General features: G+C 65.6%; 23 protein-coding genes. 11 read left to right on the top strand and 12 right to left on the bottom strand.

Annotated features, from left to right (window positions below; genetic code table 11):
- Nucleotides 1-74: 74 nt before the first annotated feature.
- The 3 genes from pdxR to R2676_RS15420 form a co-directional block, all read right to left on the bottom strand.
- Nucleotides 75-1532, bottom strand: coding sequence for a MocR-like pyridoxine biosynthesis transcription factor PdxR (gene pdxR / locus R2676_RS15430; protein ID WP_206273428.1), 1458 nt, complete (start codon nucleotides 1530-1532; stop codon nucleotides 75-77).
- Between the two features lie 78 nt (nucleotides 1533-1610).
- A complete protein-coding gene (locus R2676_RS15425; RefSeq protein ID WP_206273427.1) occupies nucleotides 1611-2825 on the bottom strand; it encodes an NnrS family protein in 1215 nt (404 codons plus the stop codon).
- 20 nt (nucleotides 2826-2845) lie between these two features.
- Nucleotides 2846-4051: a globin domain-containing protein gene (locus tag R2676_RS15420; RefSeq protein ID WP_206273426.1), complete on the bottom strand. Its 1206-nt coding sequence runs from the start codon at nucleotides 4049-4051 to the stop codon at nucleotides 2846-2848.
- 228 nt (nucleotides 4052-4279) lie between these two features.
- Between R2676_RS15420 and R2676_RS15415 the strand changes: the two genes are divergently transcribed.
- The 6 genes from R2676_RS15415 to R2676_RS15390 all read left to right on the top strand — a co-directional run bounded on the left by R2676_RS15415 (nucleotide 4280) and on the right by R2676_RS15390 (nucleotide 9272).
- The gene (locus R2676_RS15415; protein ID WP_206273425.1) at nucleotides 4280-4753 is read left to right on the top strand and encodes an RrF2 family transcriptional regulator; all 474 of its coding nucleotides are present in this window, start codon (nucleotides 4280-4282) and stop codon (nucleotides 4751-4753) included.
- Between the two features lie 326 nt (nucleotides 4754-5079).
- Nucleotides 5080-5949 carry a DNA damage-inducible protein D gene (dinD, locus tag R2676_RS15410; RefSeq protein WP_206273424.1) on the top strand — a complete coding sequence of 290 codons (870 nt, stop codon included), beginning with the start codon at nucleotides 5080-5082 and terminating at the stop codon, nucleotides 5947-5949.
- Nucleotides 5950-6183: 234 nt separating this feature from the next.
- The gene (locus tag R2676_RS15405; RefSeq protein WP_206273423.1) at nucleotides 6184-6564 is read left to right on the top strand and encodes a DUF2795 domain-containing protein; all 381 of its coding nucleotides are present in this window, start codon (nucleotides 6184-6186) and stop codon (nucleotides 6562-6564) included.
- Nucleotides 6565-6590: 26 nt separating this feature from the next.
- Nucleotides 6591-7130, top strand: coding sequence for a DUF4142 domain-containing protein (locus R2676_RS15400; RefSeq protein WP_206273422.1), 540 nt, complete (start codon nucleotides 6591-6593; stop codon nucleotides 7128-7130).
- Nucleotides 7131-7161: 31 nt separating this feature from the next.
- A complete protein-coding gene (locus R2676_RS15395) occupies nucleotides 7162-7368 on the top strand; it encodes a hypothetical protein (protein WP_206273421.1) in 207 nt (68 codons plus the stop codon).
- 248 nt (nucleotides 7369-7616) lie between these two features.
- Nucleotides 7617-9272 (top strand): S-layer protein, encoded by a 1656-nt coding sequence (locus R2676_RS15390; protein WP_206273420.1) that lies wholly within the window; start codon nucleotides 7617-7619, stop codon nucleotides 9270-9272.
- Between the two features lie 12 nt (nucleotides 9273-9284).
- Here the strand turns inward: R2676_RS15390 and R2676_RS15385 are convergent, their stop codons facing one another.
- Nucleotides 9285-10739 carry a sensor histidine kinase gene (locus R2676_RS15385; RefSeq protein ID WP_206273487.1) on the bottom strand — a complete coding sequence of 485 codons (1455 nt, stop codon included), beginning with the start codon at nucleotides 10737-10739 and terminating at the stop codon, nucleotides 9285-9287.
- Nucleotides 10717-11397, bottom strand: a complete 681-nt coding sequence (locus tag R2676_RS15380) for a response regulator (protein WP_206273419.1) — start codon at nucleotides 11395-11397, stop codon at nucleotides 10717-10719. Before R2676_RS15380 ends, R2676_RS15385 begins: the two co-directional genes overlap by 23 nt.
- 147 nt (nucleotides 11398-11544) lie before the next feature.
- On the opposite strand from R2676_RS15380, the gene R2676_RS15375 reads away from it, so the two are divergent.
- Nucleotides 11545-12594, top strand: coding sequence for an ABC transporter substrate-binding protein (locus R2676_RS15375; RefSeq protein WP_206273418.1), 1050 nt, complete (start codon nucleotides 11545-11547; stop codon nucleotides 12592-12594).
- Nucleotides 12595-12612: 18 nt separating this feature from the next.
- Here R2676_RS15375 and R2676_RS15370 read toward each other — a convergent pair whose 3' ends face one another.
- The gene (locus tag R2676_RS15370; protein WP_206273417.1) at nucleotides 12613-13740 is read right to left on the bottom strand and encodes a porin; all 1128 of its coding nucleotides are present in this window, start codon (nucleotides 13738-13740) and stop codon (nucleotides 12613-12615) included.
- 289 nt (nucleotides 13741-14029) lie between these two features.
- Between R2676_RS15370 and R2676_RS15365 the strand changes: the two genes are divergently transcribed.
- Together R2676_RS15365 and R2676_RS15360 are read left to right on the top strand one after the other, a co-directional pair.
- The gene (locus tag R2676_RS15365; protein WP_206273416.1) at nucleotides 14030-14464 is read left to right on the top strand and encodes a PaaI family thioesterase; all 435 of its coding nucleotides are present in this window, start codon (nucleotides 14030-14032) and stop codon (nucleotides 14462-14464) included.
- Nucleotides 14465-14487: 23 nt separating this feature from the next.
- Entirely contained in the window at nucleotides 14488-15087 is a 600-nt protein-coding gene (locus R2676_RS15360; RefSeq protein WP_206273415.1) for a hydrolase, read from the top strand.
- A gap of 3 nt (nucleotides 15088-15090) precedes the next feature.
- Here R2676_RS15360 and R2676_RS15355 read toward each other — a convergent pair whose 3' ends face one another.
- Nucleotides 15091-15984 carry a helix-turn-helix transcriptional regulator gene (locus R2676_RS15355; protein ID WP_316857319.1) on the bottom strand — a complete coding sequence of 298 codons (894 nt, stop codon included), beginning with the start codon at nucleotides 15982-15984 and terminating at the stop codon, nucleotides 15091-15093.
- A 76-nt stretch (nucleotides 15985-16060) separates the two neighbouring features.
- Between R2676_RS15355 and R2676_RS15350 the strand changes: the two genes are divergently transcribed.
- On the top strand, nucleotides 16061-17527 hold the full coding sequence (locus tag R2676_RS15350; protein WP_206273414.1) for an MFS transporter: 1467 nt from the start codon (nucleotides 16061-16063) through the stop codon (nucleotides 17525-17527).
- A 122-nt stretch (nucleotides 17528-17649) separates the two neighbouring features.
- Nucleotides 17650-18429: an aquaporin gene (locus R2676_RS15345; protein WP_206273413.1), complete on the top strand. Its 780-nt coding sequence runs from the start codon at nucleotides 17650-17652 to the stop codon at nucleotides 18427-18429.
- A gap of 9 nt (nucleotides 18430-18438) precedes the next feature.
- On the opposite strand, the gene R2676_RS15340 is transcribed toward R2676_RS15345, so the two are convergent.
- The 5 genes from R2676_RS15340 to kdpC form a co-directional block, all read right to left on the bottom strand.
- Nucleotides 18439-19086 carry a response regulator gene (locus tag R2676_RS15340; RefSeq protein ID WP_206273412.1) on the bottom strand — a complete coding sequence of 216 codons (648 nt, stop codon included), beginning with the start codon at nucleotides 19084-19086 and terminating at the stop codon, nucleotides 18439-18441.
- A 242-nt stretch (nucleotides 19087-19328) separates the two neighbouring features.
- Nucleotides 19329-20543 carry an EAL domain-containing response regulator gene (locus tag R2676_RS15335; RefSeq protein WP_206273485.1) on the bottom strand — a complete coding sequence of 405 codons (1215 nt, stop codon included), beginning with the start codon at nucleotides 20541-20543 and terminating at the stop codon, nucleotides 19329-19331.
- A 942-nt stretch (nucleotides 20544-21485) separates the two neighbouring features.
- Nucleotides 21486-22292, bottom strand: a complete 807-nt coding sequence (locus R2676_RS15330; RefSeq protein WP_027678773.1) for a MetQ/NlpA family ABC transporter substrate-binding protein — start codon at nucleotides 22290-22292, stop codon at nucleotides 21486-21488.
- A gap of 137 nt (nucleotides 22293-22429) precedes the next feature.
- The gene (locus R2676_RS15325; RefSeq protein ID WP_206273411.1) at nucleotides 22430-25246 is read right to left on the bottom strand and encodes a DUF4118 domain-containing protein; all 2817 of its coding nucleotides are present in this window, start codon (nucleotides 25244-25246) and stop codon (nucleotides 22430-22432) included.
- A 650-nt stretch (nucleotides 25247-25896) separates the two neighbouring features.
- On the bottom strand, nucleotides 25897-26520 hold the full coding sequence (kdpC, locus tag R2676_RS15320) for a potassium-transporting ATPase subunit KdpC (protein WP_206273410.1): 624 nt from the start codon (nucleotides 26518-26520) through the stop codon (nucleotides 25897-25899).
- Nucleotides 26521-26524: the final 4 nt, after the last annotated feature.

Raw genomic sequence — 26524 nt, 5'->3', positions numbered from 1 at the left:
TATTCGCTGTATTGAGAACTGGAGCCAGTCTAGGCGCGCAGGTGGCACCTTGGAATTGCCAATCCCCGCGAATATCAGGTAGCCACCTTAGCCAGCGCTTCCGCGAGCTTGCCGAGGCCCGCGTCGATCTCGGCAACGTTCACGTGGCCGTAGCCGATCAGCAGCCCAGGCTGCGGCGGCCGCGCCACATACATCCTGGCGGTGCCGTACAGCCCGACGCCCACGCTTTCCGCCAGCTTCACCAGCTCGGCTTCGGGCAACGGCGCGTGCACCTGCGCTGCCAAATGAATGCCCGCCGCCGACGGCACGGGCGCCAACCACGGCGCCAGCGGGCCACGCAGATGCCGCAGCAGCGCATTCCGGCGCGCCGCGTATTCCTTGTGCATGCGGCGCAGGTACTTGGCGAAATCGCCGTCGAGCATGAACTTGCCCAGCGCCGCCTGCATGAGCGATTCGCTGTGCCAGTCAGCCAGCTGCTTGGCGTGCCGCAACGGCGCCACCAGCGACGCCGGCGGCACCACATAGCCGATCCGCAGTTCCGGAAAGATCGTCTTCGAAAACGTCCCCACGTAAGCCACGCAACCGGCGGTGTCCAGGCTTTTGAGCGATTCCATCGGACGGCCGTCGAAGCGGAATTCGCTGTCGTAATCGTCTTCGATGATGAGCGCGTCATGACGCTGCGCCCAGTCGAGCAGTTGCGCGCGACGCGCGAGGCTCATCGGCATGCCGAGCGGAAACTGGTGCGACGGCGTCACGTAGACGAGCTTGGCGTGCTTGGGCAGCGCATCAACGACGAGGCCTTCGGCATCGACCGGCACCGGCACGACCTTGGCACCCAGGGCCTGCAGCGCAATGCGCGCGGGCGGGTAACCCGGATCTTCGATGGCGACGGTGTCGCCCGGGCGCACCAGCACGCGCGCAATCAGGTCGATGGCCTGCTGCGCGCCATGCGTGACGACAATATCGGCCCAGGCACACACCACCGCGCGGCTGAATGCGAGATAGCGCGAGATGGCCAGACGCAGCGCCTGATCGCCCGCGGGGTCGTGATAGCCGCCGCGCCCGCGCGCCTGCTGGCGCAACGCGTGCGCAACACAGCGGCGCCACACGTCGAACGGAAACAGGCGCTTCTCGGTCACCCCGCCAACAAAATCGTGGACGATGTTCAGGCGCGGCTGAGGCAGCACCGCCGGCATGTTGTTCCACGGCGTGTCGAAGGTGCGAGCCACCGGCGCAGGCGACGCCAGTTGTGCAGCGGGCGAGGCCATCGGCGTGCGCGCGCGCAATCCTTCGGTGGCCTCAGCGACGAAGGTGCCGGAACCGGCGCGCGTGCGCAGATAGCCCTCGGCGATGAGGCGTTCGAATACGTCCAGCGTGGTCTTGCGCGACACCCCAATCTGCAGCGCCAGGTCGCGCGTGGAAGGCAGACGCTCGCCCGGCACGAGCCGGCCGTCGAGGATGGCGGTGCGGAGTTGTCGATAGAGCTGGCCGGCAAGGTCATGCCGGCCGTGGATCGTCAAATGGACATCCATCGTGGGCGCAGTGTGCGAAGGGGCTGCGCCATTCTACGGAAGGTGCCGGAGGCGGGGCAGAGCGACCGACGCTGAAGCTCAGCCCTCCCGGCCGTCGGCGCGCGGCGCCATCAGCCAAGGCGTGTAGCGCCACAGGTACGCCACGAACGCCGCCACCCACAGCACGCTCGCCCCGCCGATCCACATCTCGCGCGGCAGCAGCGCTGGGCCTGCCACGCGCACGACTGCAGCCAGCGCGATGGCGGCGTAGGCGAAATTCTCTGCCCGCCCCGTGCGCAGCATCCGGCCGGTGTGGCCGAGCGCGGTGCGCGTGATCATCGCGATGATGGCGCCGCCGATGGCTCCCGCCGTGAGCGCATGCAGCGCGGTAGAACGGTCGCCCCAGCCGAGTGCAGCCGCTGCCAACATGGCAAAGCCGACGGGCAGGAAGGCATACGCCACATGCAGGATGGAGACGATGGGCGTGCGCAGCGTGCGGCGTGTGTCCCAGCCTGCCCAGCGGACGGCCTGCACGACTGCCGCCGCCGCAAACACGGTGGCAGGAACGATGCCTTGCAGCGGCGTCGCCAACATGACGACTGCGAGCGCCGTTGCAGGCACGATTGCGCGCTCGGCCCAAACCACACGGCGGACATGCACGCCCGGAACCGCGTTGGACGTAAACATCGGGATGACGCGTCCGCCAATGACCGTGACGAACAGGCAGACCAGCCCGGCGGCCGCTTCCAGGCAACGCAATGCAGCAAGGGGCGCCTCAAGCGCCAACGCGCCATGAAACGCTGCGTTGACGACACCGAGCACCAGCAGGGCGATGGCCAACCCGTAGTTGCGTGCGCTCTTTGCGCGCCGCAAGACGCGTAGGAACGCCACGCCGCACGCCGGCAGGAACGCCACATCGGCTGCCACAGCCAGCGACACGGGCCCGGTCCACATCAGCACACGTGCCGCCAACCACAGCCCGGCGAGCGCGGCGAGCTGCGGCCCTTGCGGGGTCTGCAGGCCCGTCCAGTTCTTGCCCGCGGTGAAGAGAAAACCGATCACCACCGCCGCCGCAAAACCGAACACCATCTCGTGCGCGTGCCAGAACAGCGGCGCCATCGTAGCCGGGCCTCGCGCCGAAGGCAGTGCACCCAGCAGCAACGCCGCCCACAACGCCATACCCAACACGGCAAACGCCGCCGCCAGCAGATAGAACGGCCGGAAGCCGAGCGCGAAGACGGCCCGCCCCGTGTAGGGCACGCGGCTTGCCGGGTCAGGCTTGCCGATGGTGAGCAACGGGGCTTGGCGGGGCATGGTGAAGTCCGTGGTTCAAATCAAAGGATGTCGTCCAGCAGGTCGGGGCCGAACACTTCGCGATGGATGCGCTCCGACGGCACGCCGCTGGCGAGCAGCGCCGCACGCTGCGCCTGCATGAACGGCAGCGGGCCGCAGAGATAGAAATCCGCGTCCGCCGCGTTATCGCGCACGAATGTGTCGACCGTCATGCGGCCGGGCCGTGCGGGGCGCGATGCGAACTCCGCGTCTTCGCCGGACTCCAGGAAGACGTGCGCCTCGAACGCCGGCAGCGCTTGCGCCGCACGCTCCAGATCGTCGGTGTGGGCAACATGCGAGGCGGCGCGGGCGGCGTGGCTGAACACGATCTTGCGGGCGCTGTTCTCCTGCGCGAGCGTGTTGAGCGCCGAGATCATGGGCGTAATACCAACACCCGCCGACATCAGGACGATCGGGTTGTCGGTTGCCAGTTGCGGCACGAAGTCGCCGTAGGGTTGGCTGACGAGCAGGACGTCGCCTTCGCGCGCATTGGCATGCAGCCAGCTCGACACGGTGCCCGCAGGGCGATCGGCATCACCCGCATCGCGCTTGACCGAGATGCGCCACGTGCGGCCATTCGGCGCGTCCGACAGGCTGTACTGCCGCTGTTGCAATGCGCCCGGCGCCGGCTCCACTTGCACCGAGATGTATTGGCCCGGCAGGAAGTCTGCCAGCGGCGCATCACCCACGGCTTCCAGCGTGAGAGACACCACGTCTTCGGCCTGCTGACGGCGGCTGACAATGCGCACCGGCTGACGATGGTCGGGGCCGCTGCCGGTGTGCTGGTAAAGGCGCGCTTCAGCGGCGATCAGCTCGGCGGCGAGCAGCCAGTAGGCTTCGTCCCAGGCGGCAAGCAGGTCGGGGGTGGCAGCATCGCCCAGCACTTCGGCAATCGCACCCAGCAGGTGGCGCGCGACGATCGGATAGTGGCTCGGCTTGATACCGACAGCGGCGTGCTTGTGCACGATGCGGTTGACCACGGGCGCCAGCGCGGCGTTGTTGCCATGGTTGGCGGCATACGCAAACACCGCCGAAGCCAGCGACTGCTGCTGCGACCCATTGGCCTGGTTGCCCATGTTGAACAGGTTCGTCAACTCGGGATGGCTGGCGAACATGTTGCGATAGAAGGTCTGGGTGATGGTCAAGCCGTGCTCGCGCAGCACCGGAACGCTGGCATCGATGTAGGGCTTGGACTGGTCGGACAGCATGCTGGACTCCAAATATGCGTGAAATATGCAACAAATAAGACGGGGGCGCCGTCACGCTTTTGTTCTGGATGGCCTGGTGCTCAGGCAACGGCTTACGTTGGATTCTATTAAACGTATATTCGTGATGCAACAAATAGACCTGCGTCAAACCGGCGCATCTCCAGCGGCAACTTCCGGATAAGATGCGCCATTCATGAATGTTTTACCTGCAGAGCCCGCACCCCCGCCATGCGACTGACCGACTACACCGACTACGCCCTGCGCACGCTCATCTACGTGGCCGTGCATCCGGACGAACTCGTCACGATCCAGCGCATTGCGGATGCCTTCGGCATTCCGAAGAACCACCTCATCAAGATCGTCCAGCAGCTTGGTCAGGACGGCTTCCTGCATACCGTGCGAGGGCGCGCGGGCGGCATCACGCTCGGCCGGCCCGCCGCCGAAATCAATCTCGGCGACGTGGTGCGCGCCACCGAGCCCGACTTCCGCATGGTCGAATGCTTCCAGGGCGACGACAACCACTGCGTCATCACGCGTGTGTGCGGCCTGCGCGGCGTGCTGCACGCGGCGTTGCAGGCGTACTTCGACGTGCTCGACGGCTATACGCTGCAGGATCTGGTCGACAAGCCCAACGCGGTCAACCGGGCGTTGGGAGAGGCACCGCTGCCGATGCCGCGTGCGGCCCGGCGCAAGGTGAGTTGATCCATGCGCGCAGGAACGTTCGTCCGATGGCTTCCTACAGTCTCTTCGATGTATTGCCCCGGAGCCATTCCAATCCGTCCGCCCTGCGCTGTCTAAGCCGCATTGCGCGCCTCAAAGCCGCCCCACTGCGCCGCTCTGGTCCAACTCGAAGCGCTATTCGCCTCACTGCAGTCCCGCTCCCCGCCGGGCACAAGTTGACAACGTTTGACAGCAAACGTGCCTGACGCTGCCTAAATTGTCCGCTCCGAAAACACTCGGCACCCAGGCTTCGCGCTCGCGACATGCTGTCAGTTGGCAGCCCAGGTGCCGGCTATCTGGGAGCAGGCATGAGCGAAAGGCGCATCAACACCAAGCACGTACACACGTTTGAAAGCATCAAACAGCTGAACGAAGACGATTCCGAATTCTGGTTTGCACGCGATTTGGCGCCGGTATTGGAATACCAGGATTGGCGCAACTTTGTGCAGGTGGTCGAAAAAGCAAAAATGGCCTGCCAGCGGTCAGGCCAGGCCATCGAAGACCATTTCGGTGAGTTCAACAAAATGGTCGAACTCGGCTCCGGTGCGGTTCGCAAGATTGTGGACTTCCGGCTCACTCGCTACGCCTGCTACCTCATCGTGCAGAACGGCGACCCGTCGAAACCTGTCATCGCCAACGGGCAAACCTACTTTGCCGTACAGTCGCGGCGCCAGGAACTGGCCGATCAAGCGCGCTTTGGCGCGATGTCTGAAGACACTCGCCGTCTCATGCTGCGCGGTGAGCTGACGGAGCACAACAAGGCCCTGACGACCGCCGCCAAGCGCGCGGGGGTGGAATCCGGACTGGACTACGCCATCTTCCAGAACCACGGCTACAAGGGCCTTTACGGTGGCCTGGGCGCCAAGGACATCCACACCGCTAAAGGGCTGTCGAAGAAGCAGCAGATTCTCGACCACATGGGAAGCACCGAACTGGCCGCCAACCTGTTCCGGGCCACACAAACCGAAGACAAGCTGCGGCGTGAAGGCGTCCGCGGCAAGCGCGAGGCCAACCAGACGCACTTCGAAGTGGGTGCCAAGGTGCGCCAGACCATCAAGGAGATCGGCGGCACCATGCCAGAACAACTGCCAACGCCGGCAAAGAGCATCCAGCAGATCGCGAAGGAACAGAAGCGGCTTCAGCGCAGCGCCAAACCATCGGGGGAAGAGAGCAGCTGAGCCCGCGCAATCGCGGCTTAGAACAACACCCTTACCAAAGCGCGTCGGGAGACGCTCCATGTCCAAGACCCGCGCGCGTCAACATCGCATGCTGACGTAGCCCGCGCGCCGCTTCTACCTTGAGCGTGTCTTCGGCTCTCGCGCATCATCGCTCAGGCATGTTCACTGCTGCAAAACGGTCGTTGGCCGCGCCATTTCCGGTGACGGCCAAATCAACCGACCAGCGGAGGTGTCATGAAACCCACTCGCGACAAGAGCAAGCACGCGTCGCATTCGAAATCGACGTCGCACAGCAATCGCAGCAGCGCATCGGCCAAGGAGCGCGGCGGACACGCCAGCCAGGGCAGCGGCGGCAAGTCGTCTGAACGTGCCGGTGCCAAGTCGCACGAGCGCGGCGCACATGGCGGGGGCGGAGGCGAACACGCAACGCACTCGCCGATCGGCATCCAAAAGGCCTTGAAGGGCGCGTCTTACCCGGCGAAGAAGCAGGAGCTGCTGAAAACCGCGCAGGCCAATGGCGCAGACGACAGCACGCTGAAGACGCTGCGCGATATGCCCGACGACGAGTACGACACGCCGGCCGCGGTTTCCAAGGCTGTCAGCAACGAAAAGTGATGCGCCTCGGCGCAGGAGGACGACTCATGAACAGATCGACACAGCGTTTGAGCGCGCGGCGTGTGGCCGCGTTGCTGGTGGCAGGTGCGCTCGGCTTTGGCGGCGCGCTGAGTGTGGCGCGGGCGGCAGCGGACAAGTCCGACACGACGTTCGTTACCAAGGCCGCAGCCTCGGGCATGCTCGAAGTGCAGGCCAGCCAGGTTGCGATTACGCGCGCGAGCAATCCCGACGTGCGCGCCTTCGCACAACGGATGGTGAAGGATCACACCACCGTCGGCGACGAACTGAAGACGCTGGCTGGCAAGAAGGGCATCACGGTGCCCGACAGTCTGCCCGCGGACGAGCGCGCCAAGGTCGACAAGCTCAGTGCGCTTGAAGGCGCGAGGTTCGACAAGGCTTACGCCGATGAAGTGGGCGTGAAGGCGCACAAGGAGGCGGTCTCATTGTTCGACAAGGCATCGAAGGACGCCAAGGACCCCGACATCAAGGCGTTCTTCGCGCACAACCTGCCTGCGCTGCGCGAGCATCTGCAGATGGCGGAGCAATTGAAGCCAGCGGTGAAATGATCTCGTGGCCCAACCCATGACTGAGGTGATCATGAATAGCCGACACCAGAAGGGCGCCGGACACCAAGCCGGCGACGACACCTTCCTGACCGACGTGTCCGAGACCGATGCCGAGGGCACGACGGTGCGCGAAGCCGAAGTCCGCGAACGTGACATGTCCGAAGTGGACGGACGGAAATCGCACCGCCAACCGGCCGGCGAGGAAGAACGCGATACGTCTGCCAAAGACGCACCCTGACGCTGCACCAACCTTGCGATGAACACGGCCCCTTCGATGGGGCCGTTTTTCTTTGCGCGTTGTTTGCGTATTCCACTCATTCGCTGCATTGCGCACCGCTTGCGGTTTTCACAAGGCGTCTTCACCAAACCGTCATGGTGGAACGCGAAGATTCCGCCACGCAAACGTTTCACTCGTGCATGAGCCGCCCACACGCATGGGTGGCCGGAGGCGTTTGCCCGACCTCATCGAATCGACAGGAAACCACAATGCTTTCGACCAAGAAGACGCTGCTCGCGATTGCGGTGCCGGCGTGCATGACCCTCGGCTTGTACGCGTGCGGCGGCAGTGACGACGCCGCGCCCACGACCACCGCAGGCACCTCGCCGGCACCCGCTCCGACGCCTACGCAGCCGGCCAAGCCGCAGGGCATGTGGACCACGGGCGACCTGCACGTGCACACGGCGGAGTCCGTCGATGCCGTCACGCCGCTGTCGACGGTGCTCGATCACGCGTTCGACCTGAGCGGCCTCGACTGGATGGCCGTGTCGAACCACCTGCGGCCGTCGCCGCGCGACGCCACCGGCGCCACGCTTGCCGGCGGCTCCATTGCCGCGTCGGCCGGGATCGCCAAGTACGAGATGCCCACCATTGCGCAAGCGCAGGCGGCAGGCAAGTACGCCGGCAAGCTGATCTTCTCCGCGGCCGAGTGGGACATGCCAACGCACGACCACCTGAACGTCGGCATCTTCGATGGCACCGACAAACTGCAGACGTCGGCCAAAGGCCTGAACAAGTTCGAGTACTTCTTCACCCAGCAATCTGCATCGCTGTTCGATCCGAACGATGTGACCGCATGGCAGCAGGAAGGCCCGCGCGCCGGCACGACACACACCGACGTGGTCAACGCCTTCAAGTGGCTCAAGACGAATTACCCGAACACCAGCTACGGGCTGATCAACCACCCGTCGCGCAACCCGGGCAAGTACACGGTGGCCGACTTCCGTGAGTTCAACGACACGGCGCCCGACATCATGTTCGGCATCGAAGGCATGGTCGGCAACCAGATGGAACCCGATCGCGGCGGCTATACCAGCGCCTACATCGACGCCAACCTGAAGAACCGCACCTACGGCGGCGTCGACTACGTGGTCGCGCAGGTCGGCGGCGTCTGGGATGCGCTGCTCGGCGAGGGCCGCCGCATCTGGAACTTTGCCGATTCCGACCACCACTTTGAAGTGGATGCCACGCAGCAGTTCAGCAGCGGCTACTACCCCGGCGAATACGCCAAGACCTATATCTGGCTGCCGGGCACCAGCCCCGACCTGAAGACCTTGTTGGCGGCCATGCGCTCCGGCAAATCGTTCGCCGTGTTTGGCGACCTGATCAACGCGCTGGATTTCACCGCCGGTACCGCGGCCACGTCAGCCGACATGGGGGGCACGCTCACGGCCAAGGCCGGCGACAAGGTGACGATCACCATCCGCTTCAAGAGCCCTGATCACAACAACTATGAGTACCCGCTCGGCAGCGGCTTCAAGGTCAACATGCGGCCGGTGGTCGATCACGTCGACCTGATCGCCGGCGACGTGACGGGCAAGGCTGCAGCAGGCACGCCGGCCTATGCGAAGGACACCAACGACTCCACCAAGGTCGTCGCCACGTTCACCAAGGCGGACTGGAAGGTCGACGCAGAGGGCTACAACACCGTCACGTACACCTACACGGCCGGCAAGAACCAGTACTTCCGCCTGCGCGGCACGAACCTCGGCATGAACGTGTCGGGCGAGACCAGCAACGGCAATCCGCTGCCCGACCAGAAGACCGTGGTGACGGAAAACGCCGCGCGCTTCAACGCCATCAACGATCGCAACTACAACGATCTGTGGTTCTACTCGAACCCGGTGTTCGTGTCGGTGCAATAAGTGCCGCGGCCGTCAGGCAGACGCGGTGACCGACGCTGCGGCGGGCGCGCTGGTGCGCCGCAGCCACACCGTCACCGCCAGCCCGACGCCGCCCGGCCCGGGCGCCAGCGCAATCTGGCCGCCCATGCGATCCACGATCTGACGCACGATCGCCAGGCCCAGGCCGCTGCCCTGGGTCTGCGTGCCTTCCAGACGCGTGAAGCGTTCGAACACGCGTGTGTACGCCTCGGGCGGAATGCCTGGGCCGTTGTCGATCACGGTCAGCATGGCCCAACCGTAGTCCGCCGACACCTGCACCGTCACGTGGCCGCCTTCCTGCGTGTAGCGCACGGCGTTGTCGACGAGGTTGAACAGCAGGGCGGCGATCAGCGTGCGGTTGCCCGACGTCCACACAGGCTGCTCGGCGGGCTCGATGCCCAGATCGATCTGGCGGCCATCGGCCAGCAGCGCGAGGTCTTCCAGCACCGTGCGCGCCACCTGTGAGAGGTCCACCGCCTCGCTCGTCGCAGCCGAGGCTTCGGCCTGAGACAAGAGCAGCAGGTCGTTGATGAGATCCGCCAGATTGCGCGTGCTGGTGCGCGCGGCCTTCAGGACTTCGTGCAGCGCAGCATCGGCGTTGGCTTGCGCCGCCACCTGCATCTGCGTATCGAGAATCGCCAGCGGCGTGCGCATCTGGTGCGCGGCATCGGCAATGAAGCGCTTCTGCGTGAGCGCGTTGTCGGCAATACGCTGCAGGTACTGGTTGAACGCGCCGGCAATCGGCTGCAGTTCGTGCTGCAGGCCGTCGGGGTCGAGCGGCGCAAGGTCGGTGGGCGCCCGTGCCGACACATTGCCGGCCAATCGCAAGATCGGTCGCAGTTCCAGCGTCAGGCCGATGAGGATCATCGCCAGCGCCAGGCCCACGAGCGCGAGTTGGCGCACCGTGGCGGGCCACCACAACTGGCGGATCATCGCGTCGCGCCCGTTCATGGTTTGCGCGACGCGCGTGACGACGCGCTCGGTGCGGCCGGCGTCGTACATGGTGCGCACCACGGCGGCCACGTGCACGGGCCGGCCTTCCACGGTATCGGTGTAGGTGCCGGCGTCCGCCAGGCCCGCCGCATCAAACGCAGGGCGCGTGCCGAAGTCGAGCCGCCCGGCCAGCAGCCGGCCATGCTCGGTGCTGACCTGGTACGTGACTTGGTCGCGCACGGGGCTTTCGGGCGCGGCAAACACCGCCAGCGCGGCCGGCGGCACCGAGACGCGCAAGCGGCCTTCGTCCCATTCGACCTGGCCGCTGATCATCTGGGCAGCCGTGTCGAGCGCATGAAAGTGCACGAGATCGGCGTTGTGGCGTGCGGCGGCCAGGTCCAGCCAGCCGTCCGCCGCCACATAGACGACCAGCGGCAATGCCAGCCACAACACCAGCCGCGCACGCAGGCTGTGCGCCCGCGCTGGCGCTGGATCAGGACTGCGCAGCGGAGGCATCGCGCAGCAGGTAACCAAGGCCGCGCAGCGTGACGATGGTGGCAGCGGAATGCTCCAGCTTCTTGCGCAGGCGGTGGATGTAGATTTCGATGGCCTCGGGGCTGGCTTCGTCGTCCATCCCGAACACGCCGTTCACCAGCGCCGGTTTGGAGACCGTGCGCCCGAGCTTGAGCATGAGGATTTCCAGCACGGTGTGCTCGCGCGCAGGCAGCACCAGAGGCTGGCCGGCCAAGTTGAAGGTGCGGCTGCCGGTGTGGTACGTCAGGTCGCCGCATTGCAGCTCGACGGATTGGTCGGGCGCGCTGCGCCGCACCAGCGCCTGGATCCGCGCAATCAACTCGCGAATTTCGAACGGCTTGACGAGGTAGTCATCCGCGCCGGCACCCAGGCATGCGACCTTGTCGTCGATCCCGCCGCTGGCTGTGAGAATCAGCACCGGCACCGGGTTGCGCCGGCCGCGCAAACGTTGCAATACGCCTTGCCCCGACAACGTGGGCAGTTGCAGATCAAGCAGCACCACGTCGTAGTGTTGCGTGAGCAACAACGTGTCGGCAGATTCGCCATCGGTGGCGTGATCCACGGTGAAATGGGCGCGGCGCAGGGCTTCAGACAGCCAGTGCGCCAGCGGGGCGTTGTCTTCGATCAGGAGCAGCTTCATGCGAAAACAGCGCGTCCGAAAAATGAAAGCGATTTGTGGGTTGCCGCTTCCTAGAATGGTGGCGGCTGCCTACGCGCGCCGGAGGCATCACTCACCAGCTCCGGACCGCGCGATACCGATATCTACAAAAGAGCCGGAGACAACTCAATGGGTGTTTTTACCTGCAGGAGCGCTCGCGCACGCGGCCTCCGGGGCTGGATCACGCCGTGGCTCGCTGCCCTGCTGGCAGTGGCAGCCTCGCACGCCCTCGCCCAAGACCCGACGCGCCTGACGCTCATGGTCAGCGGCACCGCCAAGATGATCTACCTGCCCGCGACGCTGGCGCAACGCCTGGGCTATTTCCGCGACGAGGGGCTCGAGGTGGAACTGCTCTCGCAGCCTGCCGGCGTCGATGCCGAGAGCGAACTGCTCACCGGCTTTGCGCAAGGCGTGGTCGGCTTTTATGACCACACCATCGACCTGCAGGCCAAGGGCAAGGAAGTGCGTGCCATCGTCGTATTCAGCCAGGTACCGGGCGAAGCGGAAGTCGTCTCGACACGGTTGCCGGCAGCCGTGCAGTCGATGCGCGACCTGCGCGGCCGCACGCTGGGCGTGACGGGCCTGGGCGCATCGACGAGCTTTCTCACGCGCTACCTCATGGCGCAGCAGGGGCTGTCGGCCGGCGACTACACCATGCTGCCGGTCGGCGCCGACCGCAGCTTCGTCACCGCGCTGCGCAACGGCCGCATCGACGCCGGCATGACCACCGACCCGACGGTTTCGCGCCTCGTGCACAGCGGCGAAGCCCGCGTGCTGCTCGACTTGCGCACGCTGGAAAGCACGCGCGCCGCGCTGGGCGGCCCGTATCCGGCCGCGTGCCTGTATCTGCAGACCGAATGGCTGGAAGCGCATCCGGACATCGCCGCCAAACTGGCCCGCGCCTTCGTGCGCACCCTGCGTTACATGCACACGCATGGCGCAGAAGATATTGCGGCCCGCATGCCGGCTGAATTCCGGCGCGAGCATCCCGAGCTGTACGCAAAAGCGCTTGCCGCCGCGTTGCCCACTTTCAGCACCGACGGACGCATGCCGGACGACGGCCCACCCACCGTCCTGCGCGTCCTCGCCGCCAGCAATGCCAACGCGCGCGACAAGCACATCGACCTCTCGCGCACCTATACCAACAAGTTTGTCGATCAGGTGCGCGAGCGCCGCTAGCTCAAGCCAAACACCCGCTTAGAAGCGCGTGCGCATACCGACGGCGAACTCCGTCTGGCTGTTGTGGCCGTTGGTGCTGCCCACGATGTACTGATCCTTCAGCTTCATGTAGTCGGCCGCAACGTAGAACTCCGTGCGCTTGGACACGTGGTAGAACACCGAGCCGTACAGCGTGCTCTTGCGACCGCTGCCCGCTGCCGTCGCGCCGACCACGCTGGCATACGCGTTGAGCGTGTTGCCGTCGGCGCTGAAGGCGGCGTTGTTGGCCTTCATGATCTGATAGCCGATTTCGTAGTCGAACGCGCCCGGGGGCGCCACCTTCAGCGACACGGTGTACGCGTTGTCGCTGCGGTTGCCGATCGCGGCCGGCTGCTCGCCGGTGTAGTGGAAGTAGCCGGCATTGACGCGGAACATGCCGAAGATCACGTTGCCGCCCACCGAATACGAACGGTCCATGAAGCCACCCACCTTGGCCTGTTGCGCGAAGCCGGCCAGGTGGAAGTTGTCGCCGTTGTAGCCGAGAGCCAGCGATTCGGTCGTGCCTTGCGTGAACTGGCCCGGCACTTCGCCAAACTGGTAGCCCAGGGCCGTCAGGAAGCGGCCGTCCCACATCTTCTTCCACACCACGCCGTTGTTCATGCGGGTGCCGGTGGCGCTGCCTGCATAGAAAATCAGCTGCTTGAAGTTGTTGACGTTGGTGTAACCACCTTCGTCCAGACCGACTTTCTCGCTGGTGTACGGGTCGCCGTAGATCCCGGAGATGTCACGCGCAATCGCGTTCTGGCGGCCGAAGGTCAGCTTGCCCAGCGCTTCGCTCGACAGGCCCACCCAGGCGTCGCGGTTGAACAACACGCCCGGGGTGTCCATGTTGCCGGTCGGCGTTTCGAATTCCGATTCCAGCTTGAAGATGGCCGACGTGCCGCCGCCCAGGTCTTCCTTGCCGGTCAGGCCCCAGCGGCTGCCGGAGAACCAGGGCACCTGGAAGCCGGTCAGGCGCGCGCCCGAGGCATTGGCGTTGTTGACAGTGCTGATGGTGGTGTCGATCAGCCCGTAGAGCGTCACGTTCGACTGGGCATGGGCGCCGCTGGCGGCCAGCGTGGCCGCTGCGGCTGCAGTTGCCGCAAGGGCAAACTTGATGCGGGACATTGAAGTCTCCTTCCTTTGTGGGTGATGGTGTCCGGTCGTGGTGCCGGCTTCGGAAAACGCGCGACGGCGGTGGGTCAGGCCGCCGAAGCAATCGCTGGGCGAGCGTAGAAGGGGCCACCTTTCTGGAGCCTTTCGCGTCGGCGTGCACGCAACGCTAGGGTCTACCCGTATTGGGGCATGGGCAGGCGCGCGGTTGTTGCGTCGTCCAATGCAACCCATTGCAGCCCCGGCAATCGGGCTCGCGGTAGAGTGTCGAGTCACCTCACCCCAACTCCACCAGACCTTCCCCATGCATCCGTCCCAAATGACCGGCCTGCAATTGCTGCAGGCCATGTCGCGCGGCGAGCTGCCGCGCGCGTCCATCAGCGAAACCATCCCGATGACGATGGATGTCATCGAAGCGGGCACCGTGCACTTCACTGCCCAGGCCGACAAGCGCCACCTCAATCCCTTGGGCGGTGTGCACGGCGGCTTTGCGGCCACGGTGCTCGATTCCGTGACGGGCTGCGCCGTGCATACGATGCTGGAAGCCGGCGTCGGCTACGGCACGGTCGACCTGAACGTGAAGATGGTGAAGGCCGTGCCAGTAGACACACCGCTGGTGGCCGTTGGGCGCGTGCTGCATGTCTCGCGCACGATCGGCGTGTCGGAAGGCGCGCTCAAGACGCAGGACGGCACATTGCTCGCGCATGCCACGGCAACGTGTGTCATCCGCCGTCCGTAAATCGAATCGACCTGGAGCACCTGATGTCTGAACCGCTGCAAACCCTGCCTGCCTTGTCTGCGAAGACCACCGCGCTGGTGCTGATCGACCTGCAACGCGGCATCCTGCCGTTCGCGCAAGGGCCGCATACGGCCGAGCAGGTATTGGACGCGTCCGCCAAGTTGGCCAAGCGCTTTCGCGAGCTGGGTGCGCCCGTGGTGCTGGTGCGCGTAGGTTGGGCAGCCGACTACGCCGATGCGCCGCGCCAGCCCGTCGACCGTCCCACGCCCACACCGCCCGGGGGCCTGCCGCCGCAATGGTGGGAACAGCCCGCCGAGCTGGAAGTCGCGGCCACCGACATCCAGATCACCAAGCGCCAGTGGGGCGCGTTCTACGGCACCGAGCTGGATCTGCAACTGCGCCGTCGCGGCATCACCACCATCGTGCTGGGCGGAATCTCGACGCATGTGGGTGTGGAGTCGACCGCGCGCGCCGCGTGGGAGCACGGCTACGCGCTGGTGCTGGCCGAAGATGCGATGAGTTCGAACGATGCGGCGATGCATCGTTCGTCGGTGGAAAACGTGTTCCCGCGACTGGGCCGCGTGCGCGACACCGACACCATCCTGGCGGCGCTGACGGCCTGAACGTTAGGCGCCGTCCTCGACCGGCACGTACAGCACCATGCGCAGGCGCGGGTCTTCCATCACCGGCAGGCCGATGTAGTCGTAGCGGACGACCTTGCCGCCAGGCGTGCGAATGAGCTTGTGCTCGGCGCGCTGGGCGCGCACCTCGTGCTGGCGCCACCAGGTATCGAACTCGCGGCTGCTGGTGCGCAGCCGGTCGACCAGCGCCACGAGCACCGGGTCGTCTGCGTGAGGGTCGTACACGGCACGAAACTTCGCCAGCATGCGGCGCGCCTCGTTTTCCCACTCGACAAAACGCTCGCGCGCATTGGCATACAGGAACATGTAGACCAGGGAGTTGCGGTCTTCCGGCGGCATCGTGCCGAAATCCATGAAGAGCTGCGAGGTCGCCTCGTTCCAGCACAGCAACTCGGTGCGGTAGCTGCGCACGTGGGCCGGCAAGACCATGCCGGCAACAGCGCGGCGCAAGACATCGGGCACCGCTTCGGCGGCCGGACGCGCCGACGCCGCAGCCGCCGCGCCCGTCAAGACCGACTCCGCGCGCGCCAGGCCGCGCATGTGCGCGCGTTCATCCGAAGACAGCTTCAGCGCACGCCCGATCGCCTCGATGGTCGCCACCGACGGCCGCACGTCGCGCCCCTGCTCGATGCGCACATACCAATCGATGCTGATATTGGCGAGCTGCGCGACTTCTTCCCGGCGCAGCCCGGCGGTGCGGCGGCGCCCGGTGCCCTCGGGCAGCCCCACATCCTGCGGACGCAGATGGCTGCGGCGGCTGCGCAGGAACTCGCCCAGCTCGTTGCGGGGCGCGGCGGGCAAGGGCGCGAGGTCGGCGGTGAAATCGTCCATGGCGGTATTACACACGGCGGTGCGTGTGGGTGGGAGGGACAAGCTCATCCTAGGTTAATCCTAGCTCTGCATCGAATCGGCGCGCGCACCTACGCTGCGTTCACCTCTCTTTCCGGAGCCGATCGTGACCCACGTTTCTTCTGCTTCCGCCGTATTCGAACCCCGTCGCTGGCTCGCCTTTGGTGTGATGGTGACAGCGCAATTCATGTTCATCGTCGACGCGTTCATCGCCAATGTGGCGATCCCGAGCATCCGCACGAGCCTGCATGCCACGCCCGCGCAACTGGAGGCGGTGCTGGCGGTGTACCAGCTTGGCTACGCGATTCTGCTCATTACCGGTGGCCGTCTGGGCGACCTGTTCGGTCGCAGGCGCGTCTTCCTGCTGGGCCTCGTGGCCTTTACCGCCACCTCGGCCGGTTGCGGGCTAGCGGGCAGCGCGGCGGCGCTCATTGCATGGCGTTTCACGCAGGGGCTCTCTGCCGCGATGATGGTGCCGCAAGTGCTGGCGAGCGTGCAGGCGCTCTTTGCCGGCGCCGAGCGTGACCGGGCGCTGTCGATCTTCGGCCTGGTGATGGGCACGGGCGGCGCGGCCGGGTTGCTCGTAGGCGGCGCACTCACCAGCGCAGATATCGCCGGGTTGGGCTGGCGCACGGCCTTCCTGATCAACGTGCCGGTCGGTTTGACCGCCGCGCTGCTCGGCTGGCGCTGGATTCCGCGCCCCAGCGCTGACGCGGCAAAGGTGCATCTCGATACCGCCGGCGTGGCGTGGATGGCCGTCAGCGTGGCCGCCGTGCTGGTACCGCTGCTGTTCGGCCGCGAGCTGCACTGGCCGGTGTGGACGCTGGCACTGCTTGCCGTAGGCGTGCTGGGCATGGCGACGTTCCAGCAGCTTGAAGCCCGTGTCGACCGCGCTGGCGGTACGCCGCTGCTGCCGCCCACCTTGCTGCAGCATCGCGCGTTCATGACCGGCCTGACGGCATCTGCGCTGCACTACATCGGGATGATGGCCTTCTTCCTGGTGCTGACGCTGTATCTGCAAAACGGGCGGCAGCTGTCTGCGGTGCGCATGGGCGTCGCCATCCTGCCGCTGGCCATCACCTTTCTGATGACGTCGCGGGTGGCGAATGCGCTGGTGCGGCGCCATGGCGTTCGTGCGCTGCTGGCAGGCCTCGGCCTGATGGCGCTGGGGCTGCTGACGCTGCTGTCGGGTTTCGGCACGGCGTGGGCGCACCCCGCCACGCCGAGCATGGTGCGCATCGGCATTGCGGTGGCGCTGTACGGCGCGGGGCAAGGCCTGGTCGTCGTCCCGCTGATCGGCCTGGTGCTGACCGGCGTGGCACGCACGCAAGCCGGTGCAGCAGCAGGGCTGCTGATTACCGCGCAGCAATTGGCGGGCGCGCTGGGCGTCGCCTGCATCGGCGGGCTGTATTTCACGTTTGCCGCAGGCGGCGGTGCCATTGGCATGGCGCACGGCACGATGGCGGGATGCATCGCCATGTTGGCGGCGCTCGGCGCGGCGGCCGTGGGTTTTGCGCGGCTCGGGGCACAGCAACGGCAACTGGCCGCGGCCGGCGCGGCAAGCCCGGCCTGAGTTACACCACACGATTCGATACTCGGGTGCGCGACACAAGCGCGCCCGCGTGCATTGATCGGCCCCCGCGGACATTCCACACTCCCGCGCGATGCGCTTGGCATCGCTCGCCTTCCTTCCGCATGGCCACTGTTTCCCACCTCCGCACCGCGGCTTCGGCCCCGTCCGCCGCACCGTCGCTGGCTCGTCGCATCGTCGCGGAGGGGCTCGGCACAGCCCTGCTGATTGCAGTGGTGATCGGCACCGGCATCCACGCAAGCCGGCTCTCCGGCGGCGATGCCACGTGGACGCTGCTGGCGCAATCGCTGGCCGGTGGTGCCGGTCTGCTGGCGCTGTTGACGGTATTTGCGCCGGTGTCGGGTGCGCACCTGAACCCGGCCGTCACGCTGTCGACGTGGCTGCGGGGCGGTCTGCGTGGGCATGAGGCCCTGGCCTACCTGGCTGCACAAGCCGTGGGCGCCGCGCTGGGTGTGGCCGCTGCGCACGCCATGTTCGGCATGCCGGCGTGGGCGCCGGGCACGCATGCCGCAACCGGGCCGGCCCTGTGGTGGAGCGAGGCGCTGGCAACGTTCGGATTGATTGGCGTGGGCATCGCCTGCGGCCGTCACGCGCCGAAGCAATTGCCGCTGGTGGTGGCCGCCTATATCGCGGCCGGATATTGGTTCACGTCGTCGTCATCGCTGGCCAACCCGGCTTTGGCCTTTGCCTGCGCGCTGACCGACGGCCCCTCCGGCATCCGCCCCGGGGATGTCCCGGGCTACATGCTCGCGCAACTGCTCGGCGCCATGCTGGCAACGCCATTGTTCAATTGGCTGATGGGCGCGGAAGCATCGCCGACGCAGGCGTCCGACACGGGCATCACCCGGACGCAAGCCGTGCCGATGCCACGCCAGGCAGGCTGAACTGGGCGCTCAGCGCAGCGCCGTCAATCCGCTGTCGCGAATGTACTGAAAGAGATCCGTCTCGCGCGCCAGCCCCAGCTTGCGCAGCGCCACGGTCTTTTGCGTGCTGACCGTCTTGATGCTCGAACCGAGCCTGAGCGCAATGTCCGACACGGCCATGCCGCCGGCATACATGCGAAGCACTTCGCGCTCGCGCACGCTCAGTCGCTCGAACACACTCCGTTCGTTGGAACCAAGGCCTGTGTCCTCCAGGATGCGCGGGCTGTCATAGCGCACGCCGCGCGCACCGGCCATGACAGCGTGGCCGACATGAACGAGGTCATCGTTCTTGCTCACAATGCCGGACACGCCGATTTGCCGCATGGCGCGCAGGAGTGCCGGGTTGTGAACCATCGTGCAGACAACGATGGCGCGCTTCGGATGCTTCTTGCGCAGGCGCGCCAGCAGTTGCATGCGGTCGAAAGCGGGGTCGCCGCCGAGGTTGTAGTCGGTCACGATGACGTTGCAGTCGGCGCGCAGGAGCACCTCCAGCAGCTCGCGTCCGTCGTGTACCTGTGCGACGACACGCAGCTGCGGAAACTGCCCAAGGGCCACCGCCAGCCCCCGCAGAATCAACGGATGATCGTCTGCCGTCACGATCGAGAGGACCGAGGACATGCGCGCGCCGTCAGCCCAGGCGCATCGCCGGCGATGGCGTGTCGTGCTCGGCAAACAGCAGGGTAGGAGAGATCGGAGCCGTCATGGAAGGAGGGAAGGCCGCAGAGAGGAGCGGGTACCTTACTCACCTGATCTGCCCGGCGGGGTCAGACTTTTCTTACTTTTGCAGGATGTAACCTTTCGGGGCAGAAGCTGTTTCTATCAGGGCTGCGAAAAACTGAATGGCCCTGCGGCATTCGCCCTCAAGCCGCCGCCTGCACGTGCGCCAGAAACGCCGTGACGGAAAGCGGCGCGGCCCACAGATAGCCCTGGCCCGTGGCGCAGCCGAGCGCGCGTAGGGTCTGGCGCTGCGCATCGGTCTCCACGCCTTCGGCAATGCACTCGAGCTGCAGCGAGCGCGCCAGTTCGATCATCGTGCGGCAGATCACGCCGCGCTGACTTGTCTGATCCACCGCCGCCGTAAACGAACGATCGATCTTGAGAATGGTGAAGGGCAGGTCGGCCAGCAGCTTGAGCGTGGCAATGCCCACCCCAAAATCGTCGATGGCCAGCGGATGGCCCAGCAGGCGCAAGCGGTTCAGCGCGATGGTGAGCTGCGCGGCATCCGGCACGGGCGAATCCTCCGTCAGCTCGATCGCGATGGTCGCCGGCGCAATGCGTGCCTCGCGCACGATCGCTTCGATGCGGTCGATGGTGCCGGCCCGGCTCAGCGTCTGCGCCGACGCATTCACCCCGATCGAAACCGGATGCGCATACCCGGCCAGCGCGTGCTGCACGCGCACGCAATGCTCCAGCACGTGAAAGAACAGGCCATCGGCCAGCCCCAGCGCTTCAAGGCGCGGCACGAACGCGGCGGGCGACACACGCCCGTGCACGGGGTGCATCCAGCGGCAGAGCGCCTCGGCGCCCGCAATCTGGTTGCTGGCCAGATCGTGCTGCGGTTGGAACACGACTTCGATCTGCTCGGGCGTTTCGTGGATCAGCGCGGCCAGTTCGTCGTCGGAAAACTGCGGCAGGCCCACGGGTGCAGCGGGCGCCCGGTCCCGCTCGCGCGCGGCGGCTTCTTCGAGCAACGGCAGCACGTGCGCCGGGCGCAGCGGCTTTTGCACGCCGTGCGTGCGCGTCAGCCCGATCGCGTCGGCCAGGCTGACGTGCGACTCCACGATCGGCGCATCCATCGCGCTGACCCACGCCCACACGGGCGCCTGTCGCGGAAAGACCTGGCCGCCGCGCAAATGCATCTGCTCCATCAGTTCGGGGCCGTTCATGCCGGGCATGTCGATGTCGCACAGCACGAGATCGACGTGGCAGAGCTGGAGGAGGTAGAGCGCCTCGCGGCCGTCGCAAGCGGTCAGGATCTGCTGCACGCCCAGCGTATGGAGCAGTTGCCGGGCGGCAGCCCGTTGCACGGGGTGGTCGTCCACCACCAGCACGGCGAGTTGCGCGAAACCTTCCATCGGCCAGTCCTTGTTGTTGTGGGTATCGGGGCGAAGCGCATCGTGTCTGCGCGGTGTGACGCCACCGTCAGCCGCCATTGAAGCACCGCGCGCAGGCCTTGTCAGGCGCAGTCGATGCACGGAGCCGGAAAAAACAAAGCCCGCGCAGCTTTTCAACTGCGCGGGCCTTGAGCGATTCCCCCAACCTTTTGAGCTTCCGACGCCGGTGTCGACGGCGTCGGGATGGAAGAAATCGTGCCCGAAAAAAATGAAGCCCGCAACAGGGGCGGGCTCAAAAGGGGGGGAGTGCTCTCTAAAGAGAGAGCAAGGTGAAGTTTAGTGGAGGGGGTGCAGTCAGACTGTCCGGGGTTCGCCGAAACCCTTGTAGGACAAAAACTGACGAAATTTCGCGATGTTAGCTGCACAAAGCACACCGTTGCGCGCACATTCGCAGCGACAAGGTGATTCAAACAACGCTTTGAATAGACGCCGGTCCGACGCGCCGTAGTGATCGAAGCGGGGCTCGAAGCGGCCGCTTGAAAATTCCGCGCTCGTTGCTATCGGGCAACGCACCCCGGAGCAAGACGCCGAAAAGATGAGAATTCAGAGTAGCCAGAACCGGCCGAGATGCAAGGCGGCCAGAAGAACGGCGAAAGCCGCGCGCCAAAGAAAAAAGCCCGAGCACCAGGTGCTCGGGCCACAATCCACCAAGGAGGGTGGAGGAGACAGTTCCTACTATAGCGAATCGTTTGCTGCGTTGCAATAAGGTAGAACTACTTAATGTAACGAGAAGCTACAAGCGTTGCCGGCGCGCCACGTGTGACGAAAACGATTGCAACCGCCCAATGATGATGCAACGCAACAAAGCACGTGGCGCACCGAAAGCTCACGTCAAGCTCGCGGTGCGCCACGGTTCAATTTCGGGCCGATTGGCGAAAGTAACTGCTGACTTAGCAGCTCAACTTAAAACGCCGGCAGGATCGCGCCCTTGAACTGCGTGTCGATGAACTTGCGCACATCTTCCGATTGGTAGGCGCGCACCAGCGTCTTCACCCACGGCTGGTTCTTGTCTTTTTCACGCACGGCGATCAGGTTGGCGTACGGCCCCTGGCGATCCTCCAGTGCGATGGCGTCCTTGGTCGGCGTCAGGCCGTTCTTGACGGCGTAGTCGGTGTTGATCGAAGCGGCGTCCAGATCATCCAGCGAGCGCGGCAGCTGCGCCGAATCCAGCTCGATCAGCTTGATCTTCTTCGGGTTCTCGACCACGTCGCGCGGGGTGGCGTTGTTGCCGTTCGTGCCGGCGCCCGCCTTCAGCTTGATCACGCCGGCCTTCTGCAGCAGCAGCAGCGCGCGGTTGCCGTTGGACGGATCGTTCTGGATACCGACCTTGGCGCCTTCCTTGAGCTGCGCCAGCGACTTGACCTTCTTCGAGTAGAAGCCCATCGGCGCCACGTAGGTCAGGCCCACGTTGACGATCTTGTAATGGCGCGCCTGGATCTGGCTGTCGAGGAAGGGCTGATGCTGGAAGCCGTTGGCGTCCAGGTCGCCCGAATCGAGCGCGGGGTTGGGCTGGGCGTAATCGTTGAACTCGATGATCTTGACGTCCAGGCCGTCCTTCTTGGCGACCTTCTGAACGACTTCCCAGATTTGCGCATCGGGGCCGCTCATGGTGCCGAGCTTGATCTGCTTGGTGTCGGCGTTGGCGGCGGTGGCGACGGCAAAGGCAATGGCCGGTACGGCCACGCGCGCAAGGCGGGAGAACAGAGACATGGAGAAACCTCGTGGATCTTGTCGTGAATGAAATCCGCCCGCGGGTAGCGGGCGTGTGACGCGATCCTGTCATAGCGGCGAACGTAACCGAACGACTTTTTCGGCATGTCCATATGCCCTGCAACGGTGCAGCCAGGCTAGGCGATGGGCTCGCCGTCTTCCACAGGCGGCGGCTCGGCGGCGGGCAGGGCGACGACGAAGCATGCACCGCCATCGGCCGGCGCCTCCACCCAGATGCGGCCGTGATGCGCGCTGACGATCGCCTCGCACACCGCCAGGCCCAGGCCGACGCCGGTGGTGGCCGATTCCTTTTCGCCGCGCGTGAACTTCTCGAAGATGGTGCGCATCGAACCGGCGGGCACACCCGGCCCGTGGTCGCGCACCCGCAGGCGCAGTTCGTTGCCGCGCGCTTCATCGCGGACGAGTTCGCCCGAGACGCGGACCTCGGTGCCGGCCGGCGCAAACTTGCCCGCGTTCTCCAGCAGGTTCGACAGCACGCGCTCCATCAACGGCCCATCGCAGCGAATGAGCGGCAGCGCCGAAAGGTGATCCACCACCACACGATGATCGGGCAGCGGGTTCGCCTGCAGCGCGGCGCCCACCAGCTCCTCGATCGATTGCCACTCGAGCCGCAGCTTGACGTCCTGGTTCTGCAGGCGAGCCATGTCGAGCAGATTGGTGACCATCGTGCGCATGCGCTGCGCCTGCTGGCCGATGGCGGCTGCAGCTTCGGCCTGCAGCGCGGGCAAGGGCGGCTGCGCGCGCAGCAGCGTCTCGGCCATCCCCACCAGGCCCGTGAGCGGCGTGCGCAAGTCGTGCGACACGGCGGCCAGCAGCGAATTGCGCAGCCGCTCCGATTCAATCCGCACCAGCGCATCGCGGGCCACTTCCACGTAATGCACACGCTCGATGGCGATGGCGATGAGGGTGGCGCAGGCGTCGATCTGGCGGCGGTTGTCGGGCTGGGCGAGCACCTGGAAGGTTTCGGGCTCCACGGCCAGCACACCGCGAATCGCCATCGGCGCCTTCAAGGGCAGATACAGCACCGAGCCCGACGGCAGCGTATGCGTGCCTGTACCGGCAGGCTGGCCATGCTGATACGTCCAATCGGCCAGCACGCGGTCAAGGTTGGGCATGCCGGACGGCGCATCGGTGCTGCCTTCCGGCTTGGCAATCTGCGGTGCGCCCAGCCGCCCATCGAGCCCGACGAAGAAGAACGCACAGCGCCCGCCAAACGTTGCGTTGACGAAGCGCCCGCCGATGCTGACGATCTGGTCCAGCGTGAGCGCGGCGGACAACTCCCGCGCGGCCTCATACAGCGCATGCGCCGACGCCTCGCGCTGCACCGCCACCTCGGCCTGTTCACGCAGGCCGGCCGTCAACTGACCCACCAGCATGCCCACCGCCAGCATCACCCCAAAGGTCAGCAGGTACTGCACGTCGCTCACGGCAAAGGAAAAGCGTGGCGGCACGAAGAAGAAATCGAACAGCGCCACCGACAGCACCGACGCCAGCGCCGCCGGCCCGCGCCCATGGCGCATCGCCACCGCCACTACGGCTGCCAGGAACAACATGACGATGTTGGCCAGATCGAACACCGGCCGCACAAGGCTGGACAGCGCCGTCGCCACGCCCACATACACACACGCGGCCACGTACGCCGGCTTGAGCCAACCGGCCTGTGCATCGGCCGCACGCTGCGCCTCGCTGCGCACGTCGGCACGGCCAATGTCTGCTGCGCGCGGCGGCAGCTGGATATGCGCCGGGTCCGCCGCCGCGCGAATCACGTCGACCTCGGGGCAGTGCCGTGCCAACGCTTCGGCAAAGTCACCGCTCGGCAGCCGGCGCTCCAGCCCGATCGCCAGCCGCAACGCCACGACAATGGCCCGCGCCGATCGCCAGCGCTTCTCCGGCGGCCGCCCGATCACCGCCTTGGTGATGTTGTGGCGGCGGATATAACCGGTGATCGCCTCGACGGCGTTGGTGCCGGCCAGCGTCTCCACCTTGGCACCGGCGTCTTCGGCCAGCTTGAGCAGGGCATGCAACCGCTCGGTACGCGCATCGGCGGCGCGCAGATGCGGCATCACCACGGCCACGGCATGCCAGTCGCATTCCAGCTGCGCGGCCAGCCGCGCGGCGCTGCGGATGACCTGTTCGCCATCGCCCTGCGGGTCCAGACACGCGACGACGGTTTCGCGCGTGCGCCAGACGTTTTCAATGCGACGCGCGCGGCGATAGGCCTGCACGTCATCGTCGACGCGATCGGCGGTGCGGCGCAGGGCGAGTTCGCGCAGCGCGATGAGGTTGCCCTTGCGGAAGAAATTGCGCGCGGCGTGCTGCGCCTGCTCGGGCATGTAGACCTTGCCCTCGGCCAGGCGGCGCAGCAGTTCATCGGCGGGCAGGTCGACGAGGATGACTTCGTTGGCCGCATCGAACACCGCATCCGGCACGGTTTCCCACACGCGGATGCCGGTGATGCTGCCGACGGCCTCGTTCAGGCTGTCGAGATGCTGGACGTTGACGGTGGTCCAGACGTCGATGCCGGCGGCAAGCAGGTCTTCAATGTCCTGCCAGCGCTTGGGGTGGCGCGAGCCTGCCACGTTGGAGTGGGCAAGCTCGTCGACGAGGATGAGGGCAGGCCGGCGCGCCAGTGCGGCATCCAGATCGAATTCGGGCAACGTGCGGCCCTTGTATTCGACTTGGCGGGTGGGGAGGTGTTCGAGGTCTGCGACCAGCGCGGCGGTTTCGGCGCGGCCGTGGGTTTCGACCAGGCCGATGATGGCGTCGATGCCGGCGGCGCGGGCGGCCTTTGCTGCGGCCAGCATCGCGTAGGTTTTGCCTACACCGGCCGAGGCGCCGAAATAAATGCGGAGTTTGCCGCGGGCGGACTGCTCTTGGCCGGATTGGAGTTCGGCTAGGAGTTGGTCGGGGTTCGGGCGCGCGGCTTCTTGCATGTTGCGTATTTTGGGTGTTTTTTTTTGTTGTGGGTGCATCCCTTGTTTCATCCCCTGCCGGGGCTGACTCACTTTCTTTGTCTTGCCAAAGAAAGTAAGCAAAGAAAGGCGCGCCCGAGATGGCGACCCCCTCCTTGAATTTATGTCGCAGGGAGGGGAAGGGAAAAACTCGCTTCGCTCAGACAGTTTCCCTTCCTTTTTCCTCCCTGCAACAGAAATTCAAGGCGCCATCTAGGGCAGGGTACGGCCACACCATCGAAGTACAAACGCTGTAGTGGGTACGCGCCACAACGCCACGCCAGGCCAGGCCAGGCAAGTCAGTAAGACTAGGTGGAGATAGCGAGCGAAGCGAAGCAGCACACCGCAACAAACGAGACACCGATAAGGCACGCAAACCACCGTTTTGGCCGTTGACGTTCCTGCCCTTGATGGCGCCTTGAATTTTCGTAAGCGGGCGGAAAAAAGGTGGGGAACTGTCTGAGCGAAGCGAGTTTTCCCCACCTCCGCCCGGTTACGCAAATTCAAGGAATCTTTCGCCATCTCGGGCGCGCCTTTCTTTGCTTACTTTCTTTGGCAAGACAAAGAAAGTGAGTCGGGCCCGGCAAGGCACGAAAACCGGGGACATACCATCAAGGCCCGACTCAAAACCCTCACTTCAAATCATCCAACGCCAAATTCAGTTCCAACACATTGACGGTAGGCTCGCCAAACACCCCAAGCACGGGCCCCTTGGTGTTCTCAGCCACCACCTTCTTCACCAGGTCCGGTGACATGTGCCGCGCCCGCGCCACCCGCTCCACCTGATACGCCGCAGCCGCAGGACTAATCTCCGGGTCCAGCCCACTCGCAGAAGCCGTCACAAGATCAGCAGGAATCGGCGCACTGTTCGTCTGGTCCGCTTCCTTGAGCGCCGCAATGCGGGCCTTCGCCGCTTCCGTCAACGCCGGGTTGCTGGGCCCAAGGTTCGATCCGCTTGACGCCTGCGCGTTATACGGATTCGGCGCAGTCGCCGAGATCCGCCCCCAGAAATACTCCGGGGTGTCAAAGTTCTGCCCGATCAACGAAGACCCAACAGCCTTGCCGCCACGCTCGATGATCGAGCCCCCGGCCTGCGCCGGAAACAGCGCCTTGCCGACACCCGTCACCACCACCGGATATAGCACCCCGGTAATGAGCGACAGCCCGACGAACACCACCAGCGCCGCACGCAGCAGCCCACCTTGTTGCGGCACATCGGCCTGGACAGGTTGACGCGCTTGAGTTGTGGTTGCCATGAAT

The sequence above is a fragment of the Ralstonia flatus genome (assembly GCF_958439105.1).
GTDB classification, from domain to species: Bacteria; Pseudomonadota; Gammaproteobacteria; order Burkholderiales; family Burkholderiaceae; genus Ralstonia; species Ralstonia flatus.
This window is presented reverse-complemented; position numbering and strand designations above follow the sequence as displayed.